The organism is Prochlorococcus sp. MIT 1303 (genome assembly GCF_001631965.1).
Taxonomy (GTDB): Bacteria; Cyanobacteriota; Cyanobacteriia; order PCC-6307; family Cyanobiaceae; genus Prochlorococcus; species Prochlorococcus marinus_D.
In genome coordinates this window covers 59,862-83,205 of the sequence record NZ_LVHK01000038.1, presented here as the reverse complement: position 1 = coordinate 83,205, position 23,344 = coordinate 59,862, and the positions used below count along the sequence as shown (strand labels likewise).

23 protein-coding genes and 1 tRNA gene are annotated in these 23,344 nt (G+C 43.2%); 13 read left to right on the top strand and 11 right to left on the bottom strand.

Going from position 1 to position 23,344, the window contains the following annotated elements:
- The first annotated feature begins 260 nt into the window (after positions 1-260).
- Positions 261-839: a ferritin gene (locus tag PMIT1303_RS04820; protein WP_063397749.1), complete on the top strand. Its 579-nt coding sequence runs from the start codon at positions 261-263 to the stop codon at positions 837-839.
- A gap of 397 nt (positions 840-1,236) precedes the next feature.
- Here PMIT1303_RS04820 and PMIT1303_RS04810 read toward each other — a convergent pair whose 3' ends face one another.
- Positions 1,237-1,833 (bottom strand): helix-turn-helix domain-containing protein, encoded by a 597-nt coding sequence (locus PMIT1303_RS04810; protein ID WP_063397747.1) that lies wholly within the window; start codon positions 1,831-1,833, stop codon positions 1,237-1,239.
- Positions 1,834-2,593: 760 nt separating this feature from the next.
- Between PMIT1303_RS04810 and PMIT1303_RS04805 the strand changes: the two genes are divergently transcribed.
- Positions 2,594-2,764 carry a hypothetical protein gene (locus tag PMIT1303_RS04805; RefSeq protein WP_011826400.1) on the top strand — a complete coding sequence of 57 codons (171 nt, stop codon included), beginning with the start codon at positions 2,594-2,596 and terminating at the stop codon, positions 2,762-2,764.
- A 458-nt stretch (positions 2,765-3,222) separates the two neighbouring features.
- Here the strand turns inward: PMIT1303_RS04805 and PMIT1303_RS04800 are convergent, their stop codons facing one another.
- From PMIT1303_RS04800 to PMIT1303_RS04790, 3 genes are all read right to left on the bottom strand, one after another.
- Entirely contained in the window at positions 3,223-4,329 is a 1,107-nt protein-coding gene (locus PMIT1303_RS04800; RefSeq protein WP_063395725.1) for a chlorophyll a/b binding light-harvesting protein, read from the bottom strand.
- 1,015 nt (positions 4,330-5,344) lie between these two features.
- Entirely contained in the window at positions 5,345-5,878 is a 534-nt protein-coding gene (locus PMIT1303_RS04795; protein WP_063397746.1) for a ferritin, read from the bottom strand.
- 529 nt (positions 5,879-6,407) lie between these two features.
- On the bottom strand, positions 6,408-7,091 hold the full coding sequence (locus PMIT1303_RS04790; protein WP_063397761.1) for a peroxiredoxin-like family protein: 684 nt from the start codon (positions 7,089-7,091) through the stop codon (positions 6,408-6,410).
- Between the two features lie 470 nt (positions 7,092-7,561).
- Between PMIT1303_RS04790 and PMIT1303_RS04785 the strand changes: the two genes are divergently transcribed.
- Both PMIT1303_RS04785 and msrA read left to right on the top strand, forming a co-directional pair.
- Positions 7,562-7,813 carry a hypothetical protein gene (locus tag PMIT1303_RS04785; protein ID WP_036915559.1) on the top strand — a complete coding sequence of 84 codons (252 nt, stop codon included), beginning with the start codon at positions 7,562-7,564 and terminating at the stop codon, positions 7,811-7,813.
- 1,068 nt (positions 7,814-8,881) lie between these two features.
- Complete coding sequence (msrA, locus tag PMIT1303_RS04780) at positions 8,882-9,601, top strand: peptide-methionine (S)-S-oxide reductase MsrA (RefSeq protein WP_063397745.1); 720 nt, start codon at positions 8,882-8,884, stop codon at positions 9,599-9,601.
- Between the two features lie 385 nt (positions 9,602-9,986).
- Here msrA and PMIT1303_RS13970 read toward each other — a convergent pair whose 3' ends face one another.
- A complete protein-coding gene (locus tag PMIT1303_RS13970; RefSeq protein WP_156486902.1) occupies positions 9,987-10,130 on the bottom strand; it encodes a hypothetical protein in 144 nt (47 codons plus the stop codon).
- 172 nt (positions 10,131-10,302) lie between these two features.
- On the opposite strand from PMIT1303_RS13970, the gene PMIT1303_RS13770 reads away from it, so the two are divergent.
- The 3 genes from PMIT1303_RS13770 (at position 10,303) to PMIT1303_RS04770 (ending at position 11,002) form a co-directional block, all read left to right on the top strand.
- Complete coding sequence (locus PMIT1303_RS13770; RefSeq protein WP_196757591.1) at positions 10,303-10,470, top strand: hypothetical protein; 168 nt, start codon at positions 10,303-10,305, stop codon at positions 10,468-10,470.
- Positions 10,471-10,539: 69 nt separating this feature from the next.
- A complete protein-coding gene (locus tag PMIT1303_RS04775) occupies positions 10,540-10,914 on the top strand; it encodes a hypothetical protein (RefSeq protein WP_369818706.1) in 375 nt (124 codons plus the stop codon).
- 14 nt (positions 10,915-10,928) lie between these two features.
- Positions 10,929-11,002: transfer RNA gene (locus PMIT1303_RS04770), tRNA-Pro, on the top strand.
- 575 nt (positions 11,003-11,577) lie between these two features.
- Here PMIT1303_RS04770 and PMIT1303_RS04765 read toward each other — a convergent pair.
- The 3 genes from PMIT1303_RS04765 to PMIT1303_RS04755 all read right to left on the bottom strand — a co-directional run bounded on the left by PMIT1303_RS04765 (position 11,578) and on the right by PMIT1303_RS04755 (position 13,760).
- Complete coding sequence (locus PMIT1303_RS04765) at positions 11,578-11,895, bottom strand: hypothetical protein (RefSeq protein ID WP_063397744.1); 318 nt, start codon at positions 11,893-11,895, stop codon at positions 11,578-11,580.
- A gap of 865 nt (positions 11,896-12,760) precedes the next feature.
- Positions 12,761-13,099, bottom strand: a complete 339-nt coding sequence (locus tag PMIT1303_RS04760) for a hypothetical protein (protein ID WP_063397743.1) — start codon at positions 13,097-13,099, stop codon at positions 12,761-12,763.
- Between the two features lie 340 nt (positions 13,100-13,439).
- Positions 13,440-13,760, bottom strand: coding sequence for a hypothetical protein (locus PMIT1303_RS04755; RefSeq protein ID WP_231901327.1), 321 nt, complete (start codon positions 13,758-13,760; stop codon positions 13,440-13,442).
- Positions 13,761-14,501: 741 nt separating this feature from the next.
- Between PMIT1303_RS04755 and PMIT1303_RS04750 the strand changes: the two genes are divergently transcribed.
- Both PMIT1303_RS04750 and PMIT1303_RS04745 read left to right on the top strand, forming a co-directional pair.
- Complete coding sequence (locus PMIT1303_RS04750; RefSeq protein ID WP_231901325.1) at positions 14,502-14,837, top strand: hypothetical protein; 336 nt, start codon at positions 14,502-14,504, stop codon at positions 14,835-14,837.
- Between the two features lie 1,189 nt (positions 14,838-16,026).
- Complete coding sequence (locus tag PMIT1303_RS04745; protein WP_063397740.1) at positions 16,027-16,362, top strand: EMI domain-containing protein; 336 nt, start codon at positions 16,027-16,029, stop codon at positions 16,360-16,362.
- 254 nt (positions 16,363-16,616) lie between these two features.
- Here the strand turns inward: PMIT1303_RS04745 and PMIT1303_RS04740 are convergent, their stop codons facing one another.
- The gene (locus PMIT1303_RS04740) at positions 16,617-16,862 is read right to left on the bottom strand and encodes a hypothetical protein (RefSeq protein WP_063397739.1); all 246 of its coding nucleotides are present in this window, start codon (positions 16,860-16,862) and stop codon (positions 16,617-16,619) included.
- A 799-nt stretch (positions 16,863-17,661) separates the two neighbouring features.
- On the opposite strand from PMIT1303_RS04740, the gene PMIT1303_RS04735 reads away from it, so the two are divergent.
- The 4 genes from PMIT1303_RS04735 (at position 17,662) to PMIT1303_RS04720 (ending at position 22,063) form a co-directional block, all read left to right on the top strand.
- Positions 17,662-18,852: a tetratricopeptide repeat protein gene (locus PMIT1303_RS04735; protein ID WP_231901323.1), complete on the top strand. Its 1,191-nt coding sequence runs from the start codon at positions 17,662-17,664 to the stop codon at positions 18,850-18,852.
- Between the two features lie 382 nt (positions 18,853-19,234).
- Positions 19,235-19,849 (top strand): hypothetical protein, encoded by a 615-nt coding sequence (locus tag PMIT1303_RS04730; RefSeq protein ID WP_063397737.1) that lies wholly within the window; start codon positions 19,235-19,237, stop codon positions 19,847-19,849.
- Between the two features lie 1,023 nt (positions 19,850-20,872).
- Entirely contained in the window at positions 20,873-21,775 is a 903-nt protein-coding gene (locus PMIT1303_RS04725; protein ID WP_063397736.1) for an oxidoreductase, read from the top strand.
- A gap of 93 nt (positions 21,776-21,868) precedes the next feature.
- Positions 21,869-22,063 (top strand): hypothetical protein, encoded by a 195-nt coding sequence (locus PMIT1303_RS04720; RefSeq protein ID WP_063397735.1) that lies wholly within the window; start codon positions 21,869-21,871, stop codon positions 22,061-22,063.
- A 246-nt stretch (positions 22,064-22,309) separates the two neighbouring features.
- On the opposite strand, the gene PMIT1303_RS04710 is transcribed toward PMIT1303_RS04720, so the two are convergent.
- A complete protein-coding gene (locus PMIT1303_RS04710) occupies positions 22,310-22,717 on the bottom strand; it encodes a DCC1-like thiol-disulfide oxidoreductase family protein (protein WP_063397733.1) in 408 nt (135 codons plus the stop codon).
- Between the two features lie 73 nt (positions 22,718-22,790).
- Positions 22,791-23,210 (bottom strand): DUF3119 family protein, encoded by a 420-nt coding sequence (locus PMIT1303_RS04705; RefSeq protein ID WP_063397732.1) that lies wholly within the window; start codon positions 23,208-23,210, stop codon positions 22,791-22,793.
- Positions 23,211-23,344 lie beyond the last annotated feature (134 nt).

Below are 23,344 nucleotides of genomic sequence, written 5' to 3'. Positions count from 1 at the left end.
GCAGGTTTTTTTCTTGTTTTGAACGGGCTCAAGACGTCGCAGACGGCTGTCCGCCAAGTCATTCCCCAAGGCCTTGGCCATAACGACCTGCGGTAACTCCGCAACTGAGACTGATTCTCATTATACGGGGTCCAAATCGCACCTGAAGAGACCTTTTCAAGATGTAAAAGGGCTTGTAGCATTTGTCACATCACTCTATGCACATTTGCTTGGTTGCTAATCCATCCTCGCCACTCTGTGCAATCTCAACAAGACAAATCATGGCATTACCTAGCAGTACTAAAGCTGTAGCCCTTACCACTGGTCCTGCAGGACGTGCAATCGCTCAGTCAATGGAAGCTTCTCTGGTTGAGGCTCTCCATCAGCATCTAACCATGGAGAGAAATGCTAGCGCTGCTTACTTTGCTATTGCGATTTGGTTTGCTGAGCGCGAATTGCGCGGCTTTTCCCATTACTTCAAGCAAGAAGCTATTCACGAACAGGAACATGCCGCCCATTTTGCAGATTACCTAATTGCTCGTGGACAAACTGTTGTCCTGCAGGATGTACCCTCACCCCGTCAGGAATGGATCTCTACAGATGAAATCATGGCTGCCTCATTCCAGATGGAGGCAGACGTAACAACGTCACTGCATCAGCTTTATGCAATGGCTGAGCGAGCTTCTGATATGCGCACGACAGTGTTCCTTGATCCACTAGTCGATAATCAAGTCAACTCTGAAAATGAGTTTGCTCACCTCTTGGGTCGCGTACGTTTTGCCCAGAATCAGCCTTCTGCAATGTTAATTATTGACGGCGAATTGAGCGATGGAAAGCATTCACCTGCAAAGTTAGCATAGTGATCGCCATCAATAATCGATAGCGATACATCAGTGTGTTAGCAAAATACTCATTAACATTGCCTGTTAATTGATACTAATAAAATCAGAACTTTTCTCTTGAAATCAACAAGTTCTCATATCAAGTGTTCTATTGCTGATTTCAAGTAGAAATTCAATAGAGAGTTTGTCTGCGAGTCCATTATATTGCATTTCATTGGCTATTTTAGATAATGCTTGACGCCGATTTCTGAGCAGTTGAAATTCTTTCTTTAGGCGGCAAGATAGGTTCTCATCATTACATTTAGCCATAGCCTCTAGCAATGAGCTACAGCGATGGCGGATCCCATCAACCTCTCTACAGAGACTGGCGATAACGCTGTCTGATGTCGTAACTAGGTCTTTCATTCACGTAGAGCTATGAGGCGGCAAGAGGTGCTGATTCGATTAAGGCTGGAGCTAAACGCAAGATGGGCTCTCCGCTGGGAACGTTTAAAAGATCAGCGGTCCTTAGCCTGGAGATCAGTCGCGTGGAGGTCACACGCGTAGATCCGATGAGTTCGCCAATTCGCTCATGGGTGAGTCGGAATGGGAGATCGCACCAGTCGCCACAGCGTCGCCCTAAGCGGTTAACAAGCAGGGCGAGCAATGCCTGGAGACGCTGTTCTGCATTACCTAAATGGCGAATGCGAAGCAGCTGGAGGGTCCATTCGTTCACCGCATCAAAGTCATGCCCATCACGGATTTCAGCATCGCTGCGAAAACATAATGGTGTAAGCGCTTCAACACAGACACCTTCACTGCACAAGCGGTCGGTGCGTAGTTGGTCGCCTTCCTGAAGAAAAGCGAGAGTCATTCCTTCAGTTTCTTCGCATGGGCAGTAAACGCGGGCGATTCCCTCAACGACTTCGATACAGGCGCCGCCTGAACGAGCGGCGGGATCGATCAGGATGGATTGCCCTGTTGGCATCCGCACTGCTGGGACTGGATCATCTGGCAGGAATCGGAAGCTCATATGAAGCCTCTCAAGTGCTTTTTGAGAACTCTTCGCAACCTATACGCTCAACGGGGCCTTTTGCAAGCGATTCTCAATAGCAATAGGGCTGTTGCGAGGAATCTGCATTACTGATTGATGCCTATGTAAATTTCGTCACAGCGTGGAGTGCTGTTTGGTCCACTGGCGCGGTCAAGTTATTACCTGCTGACTTGCACATGGTGGAATGTGTGGCATGGCCAGGACGAATCAATCGCCAAAGAGCAATGACGCCATGCACTGCAAATAAATAGATGAAGTGAATCCTGCCATTGAAAGAGTTGCTAATCCTGGGCGGAGCTTGGATGGAAGAAGAACATATCAAAAGGCAAGATAAATGGAATCTCGTGAAGCAATTGATCTTAATAGTTTAAGGAGTGATTTAAAGTCAGTTTCAGTTGTCAAGCAGCATACGTTTACAGGGATGCATGTCATAGACCTGCCCAGCTTATGGCGATGATCTGGCAAAGTGATTTGAAATCTGATTTATACTGAGATCACAAGCCTGCTTGATTACAGTTAATGAATAGAACGCGGTAAAAGGCGATTCGTTTGTTTTTTTTGGAGACAAGACAAGCTCTTTCAATGGAGTGATTAGGAGGTAGCGCTGCCAAGACATAGCGACTGTTAAACAACACATGTAAGAGGGCCTATCTAGATATTTGGATTGGTTTGATTTTTAAGTTTGCAGTGCCTCAAATGGGTGTTTATAGCTATGATTAGAGAGAATTTTAAGTCAACGATGTATACAGCTCCCTTTGCAGCGGCAGTAGAGCTGACACCAATAACCATTGGCGGAATTGTCTTGCTTGGTGTTTTGGTATTGGCCGCCGATATTCATTTATTAATAAGACAGCAACAACAAAGCCGCATGCGCAAAATGGCTCCTAATCAAGAAGCTAGAGATCAATAAGTGGCAGAGACAATCGTTCCTAAACCTTAAGGGCAAGGGTCTATTGTAAATCGATCACATTAAGATCAGTGAAACAGTCGTTGAAGCAGAGTTCGTGAAAAGGAATAGCCGCACTGATCGTAGATCCTCAGCATCAAAAGCCAAGCATCAATAGCAATTAGACCATATCAAAGGCTAGTTATAGATGTGTATTTTAGATTGTTAATTAATCAAAGAACCTCTATATTTTGACAAAGTCCGTTTGCGTTGGCAGGTCAAAATCGCAAACTTGAAGATCAGCGGTTTACTTATTTAAAGCAGTATAACTAGTGGGAGGCAAGTAGTACAATAGAACAATCAGAAGTTATAGTTTGTTGAGGTAGATATTTTCAAGTTGACAACCATAGACGCAATAAAAAAGCCCTGCTTACGCAGGGCTCCTTTTTTGAGCTAAAGAGCAGTGTTAATTTAAAGCTAGTTTATGAGGCGTTATCTGTCGATGTTGATGGCACAGTCGTACTTTTACCTGGGTTAAGACTAATTTCATTGCTTTCTAGCTGATCGAACAATTTTTCAACACGCTTGAAGTCAAAGCCCATCGCTCTCAATCCATGCCAGAAATGACCCTGAAGATAGAAGAATCCAAGGTAGAAATGGAAGTTTGACAGCCATGAACGGGCTGAGTGTACGTCTCCACCAAACAATGGATCCGTATCTGAGAAATATGGAGCGAAGTTCAATTCGATATTGAGAGGACCTCCATACAGATCAGTTGGATAAATTGTAGTGTTCATAGAAGCCCAGAAGGCTGCCACGAAAGCAATAAAGGCTGCTCCTGCTAATGAAGTAGAAAGAACAAATTCAGCAGATAAGAGTCCTTTTCCTTTGAATTCAGTGTATTCCCCAAATGGCTTGCTGAAAATATGCCAAACAGCACCAGCACTCAAGAAGAAGGCCAAGAATGCATGACCGCCCATCACATCTTCCAAACTGTTAATCGTAAGGAAATCAATCTGGTGATTCCAAACCATTGACAAGTCAAGGTTGTATTCAACCTTACGTACAACACCCATTGCTGGGTCATAAATTCCATGGTATTTAGCCCATTCAACAAATTGAACGCAGCCAAGACCTAGGAATAGCAGGTGATGTCCAAGTATGAAGGTGAGCCTGTCTGGATCATCCCATTTAAAATCAAATTTATTGGGTCTGGATCCTTGCGGGTATTCTCCCAGGTCCTCCTTGTATCGAAAGGAGTGAAGCATCGCTCCACCGGCATAAACGGCCGAAAAGATTAGATGGAAGACTGCGACGACAAGCATCCCATAGGAGTCTGTAATCACACCGTTCTCTATGCCACCAATACCAAGGCCTGCTAGGTGAGGAAGAACTACAAATCCTTGGTCACCTATTGGCAATGCGGAATCGTAACGAGCTAGCTCAAATAGGGTGTTGGCACCAGCGCCGAAGCAGATTAATCCTGTATGGCCAATATGCGAGGCAATGAATCGGCCTGATCGGTTGGTCACTCCACTGTTACCCGCGTACCAGGCGTAGGTAACGTCTGTTTTCCCGTAGGTTTGCACGAGAATGAATTTGTTTAGGGCAAATGAAATCTATTTGTATGGCGACACTTCGACATTAGGTGTACACAGAACTCTACATATTTGAAGAGGCAAAGTGTGATTTAGACATGGTAATGTGCCGTAGTAAATGTATGAATGCGCACGATCATTAGATACATTAAAAGCCTGTCAGATGATACTCTAGTTACAAGCCATTGATCACATAAGCGAGATTTTGACGACACATCCTCAGGTAATATTTCATACATCCGTTCAAATAGTGATTCGTAGTCAACTGGTCCCGAAATGTGAAGTAGTATTGATATCACAGGGTTTTGAGGAATCCTGACTGAAACGAAGCAAGCCATTGCTGCCGCTTTCTTGTATGCATGTATTTGAACGATGGAGTGGCTTAACTAGGATTAAGTCTCATTTCGAATTGAGCAAAGCCATCCTGTGATTGGGATTACTTGGGCTAGTGATATATGGACTTTGTCTGGATTCATCAATGGATTTTGGAACCCTCTCAGCAGTGGTGTGTGGAATCGTTGGCTCGGCCTGCATTGCTATTTTTATCATCGGCGGTAAAGCCGATAATGATGGTCAAGGAACCAACATGACGTGAACTCTGAGTTGGCATCGTTTGCAAGGAAGGGCAGGGTTCTCACTTTGCCCTTTTTTAGCCTTGGTTTTAGTTACAAGTAAAGCTAGAAAAACTGTCACTAATTGATTCTGCATACAGAATGATTGAGATTAGTCGAATTTTTCGAATCTAAAATAAGATTTGCCAAAGAAATCATTGTCGAGACATCTCTATTCAGAGCTTTTCTAAAAGGGTGGTAATTTGTACAAACGTTTTATAGCTAGAAGGTATTACATTGAAACAATGTAATATCATTCCATGCAAGATGATGGCCTTGTGCAAATTTATTCCTGCCAGATCATTGCCATGGAAATGCTTTAGAAGCAAGCCACAACAAACAGCGGCGGATAATATTTTCTAGTATTATTGAATAGTGATCATAAAAACTTTGGATTAATTATCAGATTGTTTTAATCCAGTAAGGCCACCTTTGACAGTTGTCAAGGCAGTTCCATCAAGAAACTGTTGGTCCAAAAGAAGTAGCGCAGCAGTGTTATCACCAGCCAGGCGAAGTCGCTTACGCACGAAACGAGCTTCCGCTTCCTCTTGTAACTGTTCTGCGATGAACCAATCGAGCATGGCGGTCGCACTACGCTCACCAGCTTGTTCGGCTATGGAATAAATGCGGTTAATTGATGCTGTAACATCTTTTTCTAGCTCGTAGACCTGATCAAAGAGATCCTGCGTGGAGACCCAATTGCGTTGTGGAGCTTCAACAGCGGGAAGTTCGACCTGTTCATCGCAATCAACAAGGTAGGCAATAAGTCGATCTGCATGACCACGTTCCTCTTGGCTCTTAACTTGCATGTACGAGGAAAATCCAGCTAAATCCTTCTCGCGAAGCCAAATTGACATCGCTAGGTAGGTATGACTTGCCTGAAACTCACAGGCCAAATGAAGGTTGATCGCCTTGGTTAGATCATTCATGCTCAGGTGTAACGTTTAAGGCCATCATTGGTGAAATGTACTTTTTTAAATGAGAGTGCCTATTCATACTAATGGAGAAGTGCTGAGGTGCAGGACACTTCTGTAGTTAATGTACAATAAACATACTGTCGTTCATTGAAGAGTGAACCAGCTTCGGCCAACTTTAAATCGTCATTTGGGATCAATAGAATTTTTCGCAGGGTTTGAAGAATTAAAATATATGCTAAATATTCTGATATTGCCATTTCGGCAGATGAACAGGGGGCACAATTAACCTATAGATGTCTGGACTTGATGGGTATCATAAATATAGTTGATTGTAAATTGACCCAAAGTCTTTAACTAACATAGGGCTGCCAATAACATCTATTGATTGTGACTTACGCAAAATACTTACCAGACAAGTTTCAACGTTAGTTGGAGGAATCATGCATGTTATTACCCTAACTTTCTTTATACTAGTCGCTAAATAAAAAACTAGCAGTCAAGCGTGAATCATGAGAGTATTGAATTTGATATTTTATTGATATTAATTCCTATCTAGATATTGGTCTAGGAAGGAAAGAGGTTTGGCCATGGTTTCTGAAAAACCTAGGATCCCCTTGTCTTGATGGCTATATAAAAGTGTGTCGTCACAATCTAGTAAATAAGTACCGCCCCGTTGTGTAATGAAGTCGTCACGGGGTAAGTAAGTACGCAAGTTACCTAGCACTTCTATCATGTTTCGCAGTCGAACGGTCGCGAGCTCAAATGGTCTTTGAAACCCCTCACCACCAGCTCGCGAGAAAAAGGATCCTGTTACGGATGGGAATGGGGAGATGTTGATGGTTTCGTTGTTGGCGATTCGCTGGGGTGCACTACGATCTCCTATGTAGCCACGCAGTACTTCAGACAGGGTGCCTGGAGAACCAATGCCTGCGCACATTAAAAACAATGCAGGCCAAGGACCACCAGGTGTTTTTAATCCGCCATAGAGGCCAAGCGCTCTGTGAAGTATCGGTTCCTCATCTACCAACAAACTTTGTTTAGGAAAGCCAGTAAAGGTGCAGAATCGTTCAGCACTGCCAGCATTACCGATGCCTATGGCCAAAGTGGAGATCCCAGCAACCCTTAGCCTTGGCATATCAGCTACTAGCGCTTGAGCATATTCGATGCTGTCAAAGTCACCTAACTGGGGAAGCAAAATAATAAGTCGATATTTATCTTTTTCCATGCCTGGCACCTGACTCAGCCTTTGAAGCAGTGGAAGTGGTGCTTTTACTGTGCACACGTCGTTAGGATTGTAAGATTAGCTTGGTCCTCAATAAGCCTACTACTTCTTGTTCATTCTAGAAACATCCTTCTAATTACATGAAGCAGGAAAGCTTGGTTTCATTTCTGAGATTTCCCTATTACCTTAATCAGGTATCCATAGATTCTATAGAAATCATAAATTAAGAACTTACAACAGAAGCGTTCTGGGTCGTTAAATAACGATAATAAGCATTTTGCAATAGCATAAAAGCAGATCCATCTCTAAATCTATTAAATAGTGGGAACAAAGATGGTGTCTTCAACCCACATTCTGATTGCCTAGAGCTATTGCTATCAGAGGGTTCTCGCCTCTCAATATGATATGTGTCAATCGCAAGACAAGCGGGCGCCAAGAGGCTTAACTGTAAGGAAGAGGATAAAGGCAATTACATGACAACCAACACTCCATACTCCTTGCGTTGCACTCTCACCTTTGGAGACATCTATGGCCAAGTCTTGGCCTGGATGGCTGTGATCTTCGTAAGCCTTGCAGCAGGCCTGGGTCTTATGGGCTCGAGCAGGCCTCTGTTCGCTCTAGTTGGCGTTGGATTGATCTTGGTATTAAGCCTGCCCTTCCTCCTGTTCGCCTTCGTAACAACCCTGCTCAACCACATCTCTCTGGAGCCCAAAGAAGCTTCCTAGAGTTAACGATAATTGGGGAATGTATGTTACCAGCCTGATCAACCTAGGGGCTTATAAAGGTAAGCCTATTAATGAAGCCGCGAAGACGAAAATATTCTACGTATCATGCCTTGAGCCCATTATCGAAGGAACTATCAAGGGCTCTGATTAGATCTCATTAAAACACCAAAGCTGGTCGAATGGTACAAAGTAAATCCACTACTGGCTTCATCAAAAGGGATCCACCTATGCAATCAGGTCAGGGGCAATTTGGACGCACAACATTGGAAAGACGATGACAGAAAAACTTCTGCCTTAACTATTTCAAATCATCACTAGTAAGACTCCTGCTGATTTTATTGCCGGCGTCGATAGAAGCACGACTGGCTCAGTCTTGCAACCTCTAATCACAATGGATCATAAAACTTTAGCCACGCCAAGTGACAGAGATGAAGCGATCCAGAAACTCTTTTCGGATAAGGCTTGAATGGGAAATCAAAAGGAAAAAGTCAATATCCATCTAACAAGGCGAATCTGTTATGTAAATCACCCGGGAAGTAGAGGAAAAAGGGATTTAATTTAGAACAGATCAAATCAGAAAATTAAAGAGCTGAAGCAGCTAGCAACTGAACACTTGATTGCAAGAATGTGCTTAGAGATGACTCTGATCTTGGAGACTTAATTAACTATTTCATACATTGAACAAACCATGAAATGAATTGCGAAGTAATCTCAACTCAGATCAGAGGGTTTGTCGCTAGCTAACAAGAAGATAGCCCGAAGCTAATGGCAGCAAAATAACTGTTAGCACAGTTTTATGAGCAGATCAAAAAAATCCTTGAGCTTTAGCTGATCATGAAAGTAAATCCGCACTGTAGATAAGGATAAGAAATTGTATGTTCACATCAATGAGGCAGTGATGGGTATTTTGAATCCTTCTGATCAAAATAAGATTGGCTCTATCCTGTTGAAGATGATCCTTATTTTAGGCCTAGCCCCCTCCTGTTGAGCTTCTTGACAGGGCTCCATAACCACCTGCATCTAAAGCCAAAAGAAGTTGCCTATGGTTAGCAATCTTGCCTGAATTTGATGTTCCCATCCTGGTTAACCCCAAAGGCTTCAAAAGAGGCTCCAATTCCCTCAGAAGCTGAGCAGCACGCTGTTCTAGGTACAGGGCTCCATGACCCGCTAACAACAGATCATGAAGATGCTCTGTTTGCTTGTGGCTGCTTTTGGGGAGCCGAAAAGGGTTTCTGGAAATTGCCTGGGATCATCACCACGGCAGTGGGTTACGCCGGTGGCCATCAAGAGCAACCGACCTATCAAGAGGTCTGCTCAGGACGTACCGGACACACTGAAATCGTACGGGTGGTGTGGAATAAATCCGTCATTGACTTCAGCGACCTCCTCAAATTGTTCTGGGAATGCCATGACCCCACGCAAGGAAATCGCCAGGGTAATGATCGAGGGAGTCAATATCGATCGGCGATTTACACCACCACAATTCAGCAGATGGAGCTTGCGCAGGCCAGTCGAGACAGCTTTCAGCAACTCTTAAGCAAGGGTGGTTTTGGAGCAATTACGACTGAAATCAAAGCCGATCAACAATTCCATTATGCCGAGTCATATCACCAGCAATACCTAGCAAAACCCGGAAGTAGACCATACTGCTCTGCAATGCCTACTCAGGTTGCTCTAAATGATTTCCCAGGAGCAAACTTTAAATTACCAGTCAGTGTCTGGCAAGAATATGATTGGTCAGTTAGTCATTGCGTTCTAAGATCTGGCAATGAAATAATCAAGCTCTAGCGAATAGCATGCTTAAAAGATAAAATCTCACACGAAGTTAATTCAAGACATACAACCAAAGCTTCAACAATATACGAAAGGAGGTGTCAGGCTTGGTAAACTTTTCTTGCAATCAAAGAATCATCAACCGCACAAACAAGGCAATCATTGTCAACTTTAGCCCGAGTAATAAAGTCTTACGGCTAGATAAATTTCGAAGTCAGTCAAATAGCGGGAAAGCTAGTCGAAGCATTCTAAAAAATTTACATGATCGCAACTGACAGGCCATAAGCAACTTCCTAGCATGTCTATATCCATGGCATTCCAAGAATTTTGGCAACAATTCTATTTACTTTTTGATCATACATCCAGCACTGGACTTGCTTCGCCATGGCATAGATGAATCTTAAATTGCCTCGCCAATTGGTTCAAAGCTTCCACCAAGTTGTTTAGCAAGAAACATCTCAATAACTGCATAAAGTGCTAGTGAGTTTCTCGGGCCTTCAATCACATGACCTTCGTCTGGAAAAACAATGAAGTCAACAGGCATGGCAGAGCTAAAGTTTCTCTAAGCAAAGAGAATCTTCTCATTGATTATTAATCTTTTTGATAAGTGTGACCAGAATTACTCATAAAGAGAAGCAGCCGCTTTCAAATAACATTTCCCACTGCAAATTTCATATAACCTACAACTCAAGCAAGCAGATCACCAACATGGAGCAATGAAGCCACCCTTACCAGATCGATTGGTAATGCTTGCCTTAGCTGCCACGCTGATGATTGTCTTCTGCCTGATCTTCTCCTTGAGGCTTGCCGGCCAACAGGGGAAAGAACCAGCTCTACAGTGGCGGGAGGCCCCAGAGCCGACCTCAGGATCCTTACAGATCTAACCACCCCTGCCCATCTGAGCCCTTGTAGAAGTGGCAAAGTGGTCAGGATTCAGCATCAGGTTGCTGATCTTGCCCTCACCATCAGACCCACAGCAGCCACGCAGGTTTCTTCCGCTCCCTAAGGGCTTGGTTGAGCTCTATGGGCTCATCGCAGTTCTGATGGTGGTCATTCCCGAGTGGCTTGCTGAGGTCAGCTTGAACATGGGAAACAGCACCAGCGAAGCTCAGCTTCCTATGAGGGCGCGCGCATGGAGAACGTTGCCGGAGCTGCAATTGGCAGCAATGAACCTTGCTGAATTGAGACAGCTGGCGCATCAGCTCAAGCTATGGGGCTACGCGAGCGAAAGCCGTGATCAGCTGTCAAGGCGACTCTTAAGGCGGTTGAGCAGAAGATTGCATTCAAAACGAATTAGATCGGCCAGTAGGCAACGCAATACCCTGTGATAGCTTTCCTAAGCCGGGGCGTGGCGCAGCTTGGTAGCGCACTACTTTGGGGTAGTAGGGGTCGTGGGTTCAAATCCCGCCGCTCCGATTCCGTGCATGACTGAGATCTCAGTCTTCAGGCCACTTCTCATTAGAGAGGTGGCTTTTTTGATTCATCAACATCTATATAGATTTTGTCAATGGAATTATTCAAGAGTCAATGAAGAATCCAAGCAAAATAACCATAGAGTCGGCGCATAATAAAAAACATTGCAAACGATGCTTGTTCTGCTATCAAGATCGTTACTCGCCTATTAGTTACTCAATCTGCATTAGCTAACCGCAATGGCAAGCCATACAACGCTTGATTCGACCGTCAACGAATCCTATCATCAACAAATTAAAACGGTTGATCTAAGCTTAAACAATTGACCTCCTAGCAAGAAGCTACTCAAAGTCTTGATTGCAAATCAACTAAGCACTGAAAAAAAGCAACAATATATTCATGAAAGCACGTATATCTAAAGGCTTAAAAAGTATTAGTGTACATTGATTGAATGGGAGCGTCTAACCTAAGAACTAAAATGATATCAATCTTTGAACGATTTATCAACTAGTATTGCACAATAAAAAATAAAAAGGGTTGCCAGAAAAAAGATTTTTTTCTGGTTTGACATCAACGCTTCATGACCGTTCAGAGCAATTGGGCTCCAAACCAGTTGATTGGAACCTGGTTGCAACTGAATAGCGATGCAACCAACGATTAACCCGTCCCCGCTGGCTAGGTGGAACCTCCTCAAGCAACTGGGTCAACTCCAAGGCGCCCAAACGTCTGAGTTCCCTCACATCCACATGCCAAAGGGCCTCAGCCTCACGGATCAAACGCGCCCAAGTTCGTACCTGCTGCCACTGACGCAGCCGAGATCGTAGTGGGTCAACAAGAAGTGAACGACTGAAAGTCCACTGCCTAGAGCGTTGATGATGGCTGGGTAAAGCATCCATATGACCACCTTGACGAGTTCAAGGCCGAACCATCCAAAATCACCAGTGGGCTTCGGAGTTCTGAAGCAAATCAGCTCTTTCCATTCCAACAAGACAGCCTCGACTCTTTTCCCATCGTTTAAGAGGGTGCAGGAAGATCAACACCCACATGCAATAAAAGGGCAATACAGTTCGCAAATCCGTTGCAGTAACGGTCTAGAAGTTTTCACATCACACTCTGATGCAATCGCAAGCTGTTCTCGATTGTGCCGTCGCTCAAGCTAGAAGTGTTGATAGCGGGCTAAGAGAAGCACATCAGTAGTTCGCGGTTAAGTCCTATGGGCCGTGCGCGCAATCAAAGAATGCATCAAGTTGTGGGTCGATTAGCTGTAGCTGAGGGTCAAGTAGAAAAAACAGGTTTAAGCAGAATTTCCTTATTTGGTTAACACTCAGCAGCGATAAAGGTTTGGTAATTTAATTTAAAATCATTATCTTTAGTTTACGGCAAACTAAAATAATATTGTGATCATGATAAAGACAAGTCATATATTGAAGACGCTTGACGTTAATCAAAGTGTTCAATGGGAAGGCTGAGCTCTATTGAGCGAAGTGAATCAATAGCAAAAGGAGGCAAGCCGAGATTGCTGCGTTAAAGATTGCAAATGGGTAGTGGAGCTACGCGAATGACATGCATTAATTTGAAACTGAACAGGAGGCAGAGAATAAATCATTGGCGCTAATTACAGCTACGTGGCAAGAACCCAGATAGGGCTTACGGGTTGGAATGGGAGTGTGGATTAATTATTGACGATAGCCCGAACAGTGCTTTATATATACATGAGCCTCTCCTATAAGGCTATCTACTATTCACATAGAGACAAAGATATCATTTTCCAGTGAAATTATTGAGGTAGTTTGCGATGGCAAAGTTAATCACGATTGCTTGGGTCCTATCGTCTTTACTTAATCCTGAAAAAGCCAGATCGGATTCAAGATCCGCAAAGACCAATTCGAGGGCCACCTTGACCTCTGGACGTTGCTGAAAATCACGAAATTCATCGGTAGCAGTACTAATCAATTCATCGACATCAGTTGATAAGCCCATTGATTGACGTTGGAGGAGATAGGCTTGTATCTGCTGATAAATTTTTGCAGAAATTGGAAAATTTCCCCATGAAGCACGCAGACTATCCTTGCTAATTGCGAACTCTTTATCCTTAGACATTTTAGGCTCCTTCAGCGATTCAATATTCAAACATACCTATCATGTGCCATATAGACGATAGATGGTTTACTGATTTAACAATAGCAGCCTATTTGTCAGACTAAGCTGAATTTTAGACTGCTCGTAAAGATTTGGCCTACAACAAGCAAAGACAATGGCTTTGTTCGGTTCTTATCAACCTAAAAGTTGAAAAGTAAAGATTGTGAGGATGTCATCAATAGACACTTTCCCTGATTTTAATCAGAATCTGCTACTTGCTTTATCTGTATGAATACAGCCTAATAGCCGAACGTGATGGAAGCTCTCTGCTATTGGGTGGAATGAGTATCTTCTTTAGGAACTATGTGTTTAGGTTTTTATTGATTAACGAAGAAGGGTTAAAAGGCTTGGCTTGAGATTGTCTAGGACCTTGATTTGCAAGTTTAAGGATAGAAGCATTAAGCTCTAACTCGGAAATTCCAATATCATCTCCGCATGTCTCGAAAATATTCGAGGCGATGAATGAAGCCATATCTTCTTTTGGAACTGCCATGACTTCTTTTAAAGCACCTGAGCGCATTAAGCTACTTATCATTTGACGCCCAGAAACTAAGGCCGCTTGATCTGCAGGGCTTCCGTCTGAGATAGCAACACAGTACTTATCGGAGAAAGTCTCGCCCACCTCCGATACCGCAGGGGATAGCTCGAAGTCGTCTGCGAAGGCTGGCGTTGGAGCTAGAACAGAAGAGAACAGAAGTATTGCAGCAAGAAAGATGGACAGGAAATACTTAGACAAATTACGCATCTGGTTCTTGACCTCTTTTAGGTCTTGACTGACTCAAAGATACCGGACTGTGGGCCAAACAACCGCCTGACAGGAGAAGCTGAAGCGATTATTGATTTAATGCTTAGCTCTAAGCAAATCTTTTCTTTCACTTTGAATGCGATTTGAACAAACTTAGGTAGTGCTGCTCATTCCACTATTTGAGCATCAGCTTGCGCAGATCAAAACAAAATGGTGGCCCTTTCAAAACCTGATTACCCTGTTCTCATTTGGAGTTTATTTGTTCACAACACCTGAAAAAATAGCGCCTTTAATTCCTGCGCTACTCCAACAGCGAGAGCACGCATAGACTTCAAGGCTGTTGCCTATATCATCAGCGACAACACCATCGATGCTGAACCAAGAAATTCAGCGGCGCATTAGCAACATTGCGGTAGTCAATCATGTTGGGGCTAAGCAAGTTGAATTAAAAGCGCTGCAGCAGCCACTAGAGATGCATTGATCAACTTTTTTCGTCGCATCAACAATGGATCATGGGTAGAAAGACCTAATGATTATTGCTTTATCTAACCGCTGATCAACCTTTAAAACCACCATGCTTATGCCAGATTAAGCTGAGTGTACTATCGGAAATCTACAATGTTGGCTGAATTCAAGACTCTTGTCGAGCTTAGCCAAGAAGGATACTTTAAAAAGCTGCTGGAATCAGTCAGGGAGTCATTAGATGTCCCAGTCACTAGTTTTAGTAACAGCACAGTTAGCAGTCAAATCGTTATTGGAATTGTCGCAATTGTAATCCTGGGTGTAATAATTTTACCCTTTGGAGCAACCGAAGCTTCTATCAAAGCTTGTCAAATCAACACAGACAAAAAACTTGTCAAGGTTGGCGGCTCTGTAATCGTTGTGATGACCTCCCTTAGTGCCATACTCTACTTAGAAGTTTTGAAGTTATATGGAGTGTTTGGCAGTAGCTAAAGATTGAGGTCTGCATCTGACTAAAGACCAGCAGGCACATCTTTAAATTTATCATTAACCTCATAAGGCATGTCTTCTTGTAAAAAAAAGCTTGTTTCTATACATTAAAGAATGCTGAATATGCTGATGGGCATCAAGTAAAGGCGCTGACTTACTTTGATTACTGAGCAAGTCTAGGTCATCTTCTACTGCAAGAAATGGAGCTGTATTGACTGCAGGAGAAGCAATTATTTTCTATCCGCAGAGTTCCGATCTCTTCAATCTACCCAAAGTATTTATTTATGAAGATTGAAAAGGGATAAGGGCACTGGAGACATTTAACTTAGATTACCCTATATCTCTTAAAATATTGCGCCTCGCTTTGCAGTTCCTTGACTTAAACTTAGCAGTCTCTTTCAACCCCATTGCATTTGAAGACATGCCTACTTAGATACCTAGGATGTGAATCCCGGTCAATTTTTTAGTTAGACAGCTACCGAGACAGTGTCCCTCAGCTGCCAAAGCATCAGGCCACGCGTCACAACCAGAAGAAGGGATAGGAATGCTATTCCAACGCATAAAGGACAATGTGGAAATCCCACTCAGCACTTAGTCAACTAATCAATTATGAGCCAGAGCTTCAAAATGTCCTCGAATAATGACACATTGATACTTAAAGGTCCGGTTTGCTGATCTCCCAATAGGGTAGCAACGCCAAAAAAATTACCCCCTAGCGTGCCTCCAAACTAGCGATGAGCTTGATCAAAATCTTCTAGCGAGCAGTCTTTCACTATTAAGAGCCGTCAAATCCATTGCATTAAAAAGGGCATCCGCGTCGGGTGCCCTCAAGTCCAGGACTCATTTTCAGGGTATCTGCGTCCTAGGACTCCTATTTGATCTCTAGCCAGGAGTGGAACATAGCGTCATGAGTCAAAACACTTGTTCTGGCTATGGGCTACATCTTTAAGATGCATCTTGCTTCACTGGTTCATGCAGGGGGTCTCTGAAGCAATAGCAACCCTTTTTGCCAGACGGAAGAACATCGATGCTATGCAGCCAAATCAAGTCATAGCAATGGTTTTTCAACTCAAAGGCCTCAGTGCGCAAGATCACAGCAATGAGTGAGTGAGATCATCACCTCCAGCATTGATCGAGGTGATGGTGTGTTGATTGGGTATAAGCAAAACCCACACACCCCCCACACCATCCAATGAACTTCAAATCCGCCCTTGCTGGTACCGCACTAGCACTGATTAGTACAACATCAGCACTGGCCATCAGCACTCCAGCCCAAGCAGCTGATGGTTGCGGTCGAGGTTGGCGCTATTCCCACACGTACCGAGGCTGTGTCGTGAAGCGCCACGTGCGACCTGTTTATGTTCCTGTATCACGCCCTTATGCCCCCATTTACCATCATTCGATCTATAGACCCGCTTATCGCAACGTCTATAGACCCGCCTATCGCAACGTCTACAGTCCCGTCTATCACCCTTATCACTTGCGTCGTAGGCCGGGAATTGGTGGTGTGATTTCGATTGGATTCTAAAATTAAACATTTTAAAATCAAACTCTTAACCCGCCTAGCGCGGGTTTTTTATTAGACAACTTTTAGGCCTCCCTAAAGATGGGGCAGACCTTTCAAAAGATCGTGGATGGTTGTCGCGGCTCAGCAAACGTAACCTGGAGAGGATTGGCTGTTGCTTATCACAGGTTCAACAACGAGTGGTTGAAAGGTCCGGTAGAAGGACCCCTCTGCCAAGTACTTTCGTCTTGCCTATTCCCATGCTGCCGGCGGCATACTTATTTGCCGCCGTTGCAGATCTGGACTTGCTTCCAATTGGACTCGAGTTGACCATCAGGGTCTGCCTTTAGTTCTTGCACAAAACGATGAAAGAATCGTGACTGTTGGGCAATCGGTTCAATCTGAATTGCGAAGTAGATAGTTGAGAAGGTTGCTAAGCCTGTTGCAAAGATCGCCAAGGAGGGATAGAGGTGAGCACGAAACATCTCGCGTGTTGTGAGCTTCTTTGCCTCGAGATCGGTCATAAGTGGTTTAGATGATCAATTGTGGATTCTCTATTTAGCTGGTTTACACACCATCGGCTTCAAAACTTCGCTCTATGTCGTGATCCAGCACTAGAGGGGCTGTTCTGACGAGGAAGTGCGATAGCCGATATAAAGACAGGTAGAACAGATAACTATGGGGCAAGATAAGATGAAAAACTAGTCAAGAACAAGAAGATCCCTCTACAAAGCGGAGGGTTTGCAAACAACCGTTGAGCTGGCCAGCAGAGCGGGAATTATCATTGAGCACTGTTAAAACCATTCAACGCGGATTACACCAACATTTTCCTTACCACAAGCAATACGATGATCCTCTTATTGCAGAAGGAAAGTCTCTATGGATAGGACGGCAGCCAATGATTCAAAATAGTTGATCATAGGCATATTCGAAAACAACTCATCAAAAGTTTAATTATGCATGATTTGTAGCTGGTTATAAAGTCAAATCTGGCAAGTCCAATAAAGGAAACCAAACTAGACCTATGTTGAATGGATTCAGAATCTCTATCAAAAGGCATTGCTATTACTTCGAAATTGCTCTCTGCATTGATTGCTCCCTTGCGAAAGTATGCTGTCTAAAGTTCAGAGCCGATGACGTACATGTTTCGCCGTCTTCACTGCAGTGTTGATTTAACTATCATTAAGATAGGAAGGTTTTCGAGCAAGCACAGAGTTGGCTATGGCCAAGCCAGTCCCCAGAATCATTGAGTTAAAATACTGCTAAAAGTTTGGTTATGTCTTGTAGACTCCAACTGAAGTGGCGCTAGAGACTCCTGAAGCCATGGCAAATGAGTCGTCCAATCATTCCGTATCTGAGCAAACTGCAAATGACTACTTCAAAGAAGGTGAAAAAAGATTTCGTTTAAAAGATTATCAAGGGGCAATTGATAGTTACAGCAAAGCAATTGAGATCAATCCAAATAATGCCATTGCATACAATAATCGAGGGAATGTAAAAGATGAACTAGGCGATTATCAAAGCGCACTGAATGATTACAATAAAGCAATTGGCATTAACAGTCTGGATGCCAGCTTTTACATCAATAGAGGTGTCGTCAAGAGACACTCAAATAACATCGAAGGGGCAATCGATGATTACACAAAAGCTATTGAACTAGATCCACAACATGCTACTGCTTATTACAATAGGGGGATTGCTAAAGATAATCTAAGCGACAACAAAGGTGCAATCTTTGATTATACTAAGGCACTTACCGTAAATCCAAGACATGCTAAATCATACTACAATAGGGCGATTAGCAAAAACAATATAAATGATATCAAAGGGGCAATTTCTGATTACACAAAAGCAATTGAGGCCATGCCGGTGTTTGCCTCTGCCTATTACAATCGCGGCAATTTAATGGAGAGACTGGGCCGAAGGCAAGCAGCGCTTACTGACCATGAGAAGGCTCTAGTAATAAAACCACAACTTCTCACTGCGATGAACGAGCTTGGTGAAAATAAAAACTTAGTTGAGAATAAGATTGTAAATGATTTGAACAATGAAGAAGACAGAAGTCAGCTAGATGCATTTAAATATTACAGCCAAGGCAATGCTGAACAAAAGCTAGGCAACAATAAATCAGCGATCGACTGTTACACCAAGGCGATAGAAGTCAATCCACACTATGCCGAGGCATACAACTACAGGGGCCTTGCTAAATACAACCTTTGTGACTATCAAGCCGCACTTGATGATTACAGCAAAGCAATTGAAATTAACTCGATATATGAAGATGCCTACATTGGTTGCGGTCTTGCAAAGTCTGCTCTAAGTGATTACCAAGGTGCAATTGTAGCCTATGAGAGGGTACTAGTCATTAACCCTAAGAATATTGCTGCCTATAGAAATCGTGGTATTGCTAAAGAATTGGAGGGAAATCTAGAGGGTGCTTGTTCTGATTGGAGGGAGGCCGCCTCTCTAGGAGATGCAGATGCTGCAGAATGGGTGAAGGCACAATGTTGTTAAGGTACGCGCTTCTGCTAACTGTGGAATCACAAAAAAGAAGCTGGGCAAAGCCCATAAATGCTTCTTTCAATTTAACGCTAAAACCGTGCTAATAACATGGCACTATCTATGATACTAAAAGAATTTCTCTTGCTGCTAGATTCTCAACCATAGTCGGGAGCTAGTTTACTATGTAGAATCAGGATAGCTTTGTTATTAGCACATGCGACGATAAGACAATTTACCTTAAACCCAGGCGGCACTTATGCAATAAGCTGCTTAAGAGACTGTATCCCTGCAAACAAAAAAATGCCGGAAACACAATCTTTCAATCAAAGCCATATTACAGTATAAATACTTATTCCTGATAGCAAGAACAGTCAACGATTACATTTGCAATCACATGCCTGAGACCCTCCTAAATGAACTAACCGATACAGTCCAACAATGTCTTGCTTGTATATCCCATCAGAATAAAGGTGAACCAAATATTGAAAAAGTTGATCTTGATTTCTGGCTTGATCCAAATTCAGTCATTTTCATGACCTCCCCTGAAACGAAGGACATCTATTGTGCAAAACTTGATGATTTGGATACAAAGAGTGAATTTCTTGAGATAATCCTAGATCAGGCTATTGTCTCTACTTTTCTAACAACTGAAGATTTAATTCTAGTACTTGCTGCTCAGGACTCACCAAATTTATATGATGTCAGGATGGCCGCTATTGATAGATCTACTGGATGTGCGCTAATTCGCACTGAGAATCTTTTTAATAAAGACATGCTGGAGCGTAATATTCTTAAGACTATTGAGGACTCCACAGAACCATCAAATCAATTCTGGCTGCATCGCTACTCCGATAATAAATCATGGCGATTTAGAAAAGTTGCCTACAAACGAATCTCGTATCCTGGCAATAATTATCAAAAACGATTTATTAGTAATTCATATCGCAGACTTCAGTCTTTTGTGTTGGATATCGAGACACATATCCTTTCTAAGTTTAATGAAGTCTAAATACAGGAGGATGACAATCCTGAACAATAATTCACCAGCCGGTTAGCTCCTTTAGTGTAATTCAAAAAGCGACACATCATTTTGTATGATCCTGATTGCTTGCTTTATTTTTTCCGGCTCTCCAAATGAAAAACAGGGGTATCCCTACAAGCATCAGACCTGCGTCTGCCAATAAGAAGTTGTTCCATAAATCCATTGGCTCAGTCCATTTTCCTACTCAATTTTAAACCAAAATAATAAAGCTTGGGGCAAAATTTCACTATTGATCAAAACAAAGACATGGAGTGTCTGAGCCGATCCCATGGCGTTGTTAGAAGGAAGATTTATTTTCATCTAGATCAGTAAAATAAATGAGTGCCCAAGACAAAACATATGAGCTGATTGGCCTGGATAACAAGACTGGCCAATGATTTAGAGATAAGTTTCACTGCCAATAGTAACTAAAGTCAGGATGAATCATGTCCCCAAACGCTTGAACGAAATCGTCAGAGATAGCAGTAAGGTTGATTATAACTCACAATTTTTCAATCTGACAAACATCATTTTCCGTTAGCAACTTACTTGAGACCATTTCAGCCCAAAACTGAGTACAAGTTTAAGTGGGCTTGATAGATGGTCTACGTCGAAAATATAGATATATGCAAGAAGAGCAAAAAAATCACTGGTCTTATATGTTCTGGTCTTGAATATCTTTGCAGCTAGACATGATTTGTGTGGTTGACTAGCAAAGCTTCCGGCAATATAAAGATTGAGGTGTTATGTAATACAACAATATCTCTTCTTACCCTCTTCCATGAACATTGAACTTATGACTAAATCAAGCAAACAGAAGTCTCGGTCCTAGGCGAAGAAATCTCTACAATCGACTTTACGACATTGCTTGCCATCCTTATTGGATCAATTAGCGAATTGAGAAGGGCCGTGTAACCATTTAGAAATTACAGGCCCTGCTCAAGATGCTATGCAGCAGCTTAGGCTTCAATGTTCTACTTTATGGATCACCGCTGATAAGGGAGTCACCTGATGAGTTGGAAAGTTGCAGATATCCCTGATCAGAAAGGAAGGGTTGCATTAGTAACAGGTGCCAATAGTGGCCTTGGTCTTGAGACGGCCAAGGCATTGCTTAACAAGGGCGCCAGAGTCATTATGGCTTGTCGCTCACTACCCAAAGGTGAAGCTGTACGCCAAATTATTCTCGAGAGCAATGATTCCACAAAGCTTGATCTGATTGAGTTGGATCTCGCTGATTTAGCGAGCGTTAGACGTGCAGCTGAGCAGGTAGAAAGCCAATACAGCCGAGTGGACCTGCTAATTAACAATGCTGGAGTGATGGCTACTCCACAGACCCTCAGCAAACAGGGTCTGGAGCTTCAGTTCGCCGTTAATCATCTTGGCCACATGGCATTGACATTAAAGCTCCTACCCTTACTCGCAAAGCAACATGGAGCAAGGGTTGTTACCGTTACCTCTGGCGCACAGTACATGGGTCGAATCGCATGGGACGATCTTCAAGGGATCAAGCACTATGACCGCTGGGCTGCCTACTCCCAAAGCAAACTTGCTAATGTGATGTTCGCCTTAGAGCTCGACAAGCGAGTGCGCAAGGCAGCAAGTGGGATCTCATCATTGTTGGCACATCCAGGTCTTGCACGCACTAATTTGCAGCCTAAATCTGTTGCTGCGAACAAATCCTGGCCGGAAGGCCTTGCTTATCGGTTAATGGATCCCATGTTTCAGAGCGCTGCAATGGGATCCCTACCGCAATTACATGCTGCAACCGCGCCAACTGCTCAAGGCGGCGAACAATACGGACCTAGATTTAACTTTAGGGGTTACCCAAAGCTTTGCCGCATTGCCCCGTTGGCACTTAGGGAGGAAGACCGTCAAAGGCTTTGGAGCATCAGTGAAAAACTTTTAGAGATTTGAACATGCCATTAACAAGTATTTTAACGCTTTCCTTGGTTTAATCTGTCACTTTTGACTCTCACAGCTATGATCTAAAAGCAGTGAATTCCGCCCATGCCTGAAGAGCCAATTGAGAATCCTTCAGACAATCCAGCCATTGAGCCTGAGGCTGATGAAAAAGTAGAAGCTGAAAAAACTATTCAAATCCCAGAGGGCTCTAGGGTGGTGACAATCATTATTGACAAAGGAGAGGTGACTGAAAAAGTGTATCAATCACCTGATGGAGATAGGATAATCGTGAAGTACTAAAAACATTCTAATCGCACTCCCTAAAGTATCAATCCTTGAATCTCAATCAGGGAAATATTAGTGGCCATTTCAAAAGGAATAGATGTACTTCCAAAATCATAGCTATCCAATGAATTCTTAGGCCATAGCTTCTTGAAAGCAATGGCAATCAAGTTTGCTGCCAGAAAGTGACAGAAGCCAATGCTTTGGCTTGATTCAATTAAGTGGATCACCGATATTTACCAGCAAGTTAAATAGCTTCTTTAATTAATCTGGATCCAATGGTATTTGCTTATAAGCCAGCGCTGTTCGCCGAGCCAGCTTTAGGAAAGGATATATTAGCCTCGAGCGAAATGGTGAAGACATCAAAGTCTTAAGAACAGATAATAGCGGAGCGGATGGTTCCATTTTTTTACATAGCCACTGAATGGCCTCAGCCCCATGAAAAGCCTCATCACCTACGATTAATATGGCTCCATCACTGAGATCTAAGCCTCGAGATTTTAAATTATCTCGTAAAGGCTTTTCTGCTCGTCCATCACATATCTCCAAGCCCTGAATACCACTACGTAACTCACTCAATTCTGCAAAGTGGAGACAAAAAGGACAGCCGCCATCATAGATAAGTAACGGAATTGATGAGTAGTTTTTAAACAATGGTGTTTGCAGTTTCATGCATTCATCTGAAGTTCGTGATTGAGGAGGCGAAAGGTCATTACCCAGAATCTTATCTATCTGCTGAATTATCTTAGTCCGATTCTTTAGGCACTTCGAGAGTTCCAACTCGAAGCCTCAACTGTTCTAAAAGCATGACAGGGTCAAAAAGGATCGGCAGCAGATGAGGGCTATTGACTTCGCGGAAGAACAAGATGCCTGGGAGTTCCGGTAAGAACATTCGCCAGGCCAGCCAATTGGCAAATGGGAAGCGACGTATCTCCTCGTCTACTCGCCATATCACGAGATCTTTGTCGGTTAATTCCAAACGCAGCAGATAGGCTTGCACCAGCAAAAACACTGCGAATCCACACACCACAATCGTCGCCCAAGGATGGAGAGGGAGCGGTAGCATTGCTAGGCCAATAACGTAAACCAATACGGGTAAGCGGATGCTTGGTTTGAGAATTACGCTCTGGCTTTGATCAGGCTGGCTTTCAGGTGTCGATGACATTACTACTGAACGGAGGTTGTTATTAGGTTTTTGCCTCTACCTCTTTTTAGATGAGTTTCTGTAAAAAGAGTTTTAGAAGGTTTTTTTCGTTATGATTTTAAGCTCCATCGTCAGCAGACTGAGAGCTTATGAAA

Excerpts from the sequence above, each read along its gene's own strand:
- PMIT1303_RS04820 (WP_063397749.1), top strand. The coding sequence starts at position 261 with ATGGCATTACCTAGCAGTACTAAAGCTGTAGCCCTTACCACTGGTCCT.
- PMIT1303_RS04810 (WP_063397747.1), bottom strand. The coding sequence starts at position 1,833 with ATGAGCTTCCGATTCCTGCCAGATGATCCAGTCCCAGCAGTGCGGATG.
- PMIT1303_RS04805 (WP_011826400.1), top strand. The coding sequence starts at position 2,594 with ATGTATACAGCTCCCTTTGCAGCGGCAGTAGAGCTGACACCAATAACC.
- PMIT1303_RS04795 (WP_063397746.1), bottom strand. The coding sequence starts at position 5,878 with ATGAATGATCTAACCAAGGCGATCAACCTTCATTTGGCCTGTGAGTTT.
- PMIT1303_RS04790 (WP_063397761.1), bottom strand. The coding sequence starts at position 7,091 with ATGGAAAAAGATAAATATCGACTTATTATTTTGCTTCCCCAGTTAGGT.
- PMIT1303_RS04785 (WP_036915559.1), top strand. The coding sequence starts at position 7,562 with ATGACAACCAACACTCCATACTCCTTGCGTTGCACTCTCACCTTTGGA.
- msrA (WP_063397745.1), top strand. The coding sequence starts at position 8,882 with ATGTTCCCATCCTGGTTAACCCCAAAGGCTTCAAAAGAGGCTCCAATT.
- PMIT1303_RS13970 (WP_156486902.1), bottom strand. The coding sequence starts at position 10,130 with ATGCCTGTTGACTTCATTGTTTTTCCAGACGAAGGTCATGTGATTGAA.
- PMIT1303_RS13770 (WP_196757591.1), top strand. The coding sequence starts at position 10,303 with ATGAAGCCACCCTTACCAGATCGATTGGTAATGCTTGCCTTAGCTGCC.
- PMIT1303_RS04765 (WP_063397744.1), bottom strand. The coding sequence starts at position 11,895 with ATGGATGCTTTACCCAGCCATCATCAACGCTCTAGGCAGTGGACTTTC.
- PMIT1303_RS04760 (WP_063397743.1), bottom strand. The coding sequence starts at position 13,099 with ATGTCTAAGGATAAAGAGTTCGCAATTAGCAAGGATAGTCTGCGTGCT.
- PMIT1303_RS04750 (WP_231901325.1), top strand. The coding sequence starts at position 14,502 with ATGTTGGCTGAATTCAAGACTCTTGTCGAGCTTAGCCAAGAAGGATAC.
- PMIT1303_RS04745 (WP_063397740.1), top strand. The coding sequence starts at position 16,027 with ATGAACTTCAAATCCGCCCTTGCTGGTACCGCACTAGCACTGATTAGT.
- PMIT1303_RS04740 (WP_063397739.1), bottom strand. The coding sequence starts at position 16,862 with ATGACCGATCTCGAGGCAAAGAAGCTCACAACACGCGAGATGTTTCGT.
- PMIT1303_RS04735 (WP_231901323.1), top strand. The coding sequence starts at position 17,662 with ATGGCAAATGAGTCGTCCAATCATTCCGTATCTGAGCAAACTGCAAAT.
- PMIT1303_RS04730 (WP_063397737.1), top strand. The coding sequence starts at position 19,235 with ATGCCTGAGACCCTCCTAAATGAACTAACCGATACAGTCCAACAATGT.
- PMIT1303_RS04725 (WP_063397736.1), top strand. The coding sequence starts at position 20,873 with ATGAGTTGGAAAGTTGCAGATATCCCTGATCAGAAAGGAAGGGTTGCA.
- PMIT1303_RS04720 (WP_063397735.1), top strand. The coding sequence starts at position 21,869 with ATGCCTGAAGAGCCAATTGAGAATCCTTCAGACAATCCAGCCATTGAG.
- PMIT1303_RS04710 (WP_063397733.1), bottom strand. The coding sequence starts at position 22,717 with ATGAAACTGCAAACACCATTGTTTAAAAACTACTCATCAATTCCGTTA.
- PMIT1303_RS04705 (WP_063397732.1), bottom strand. The coding sequence starts at position 23,210 with ATGTCATCGACACCTGAAAGCCAGCCTGATCAAAGCCAGAGCGTAATT.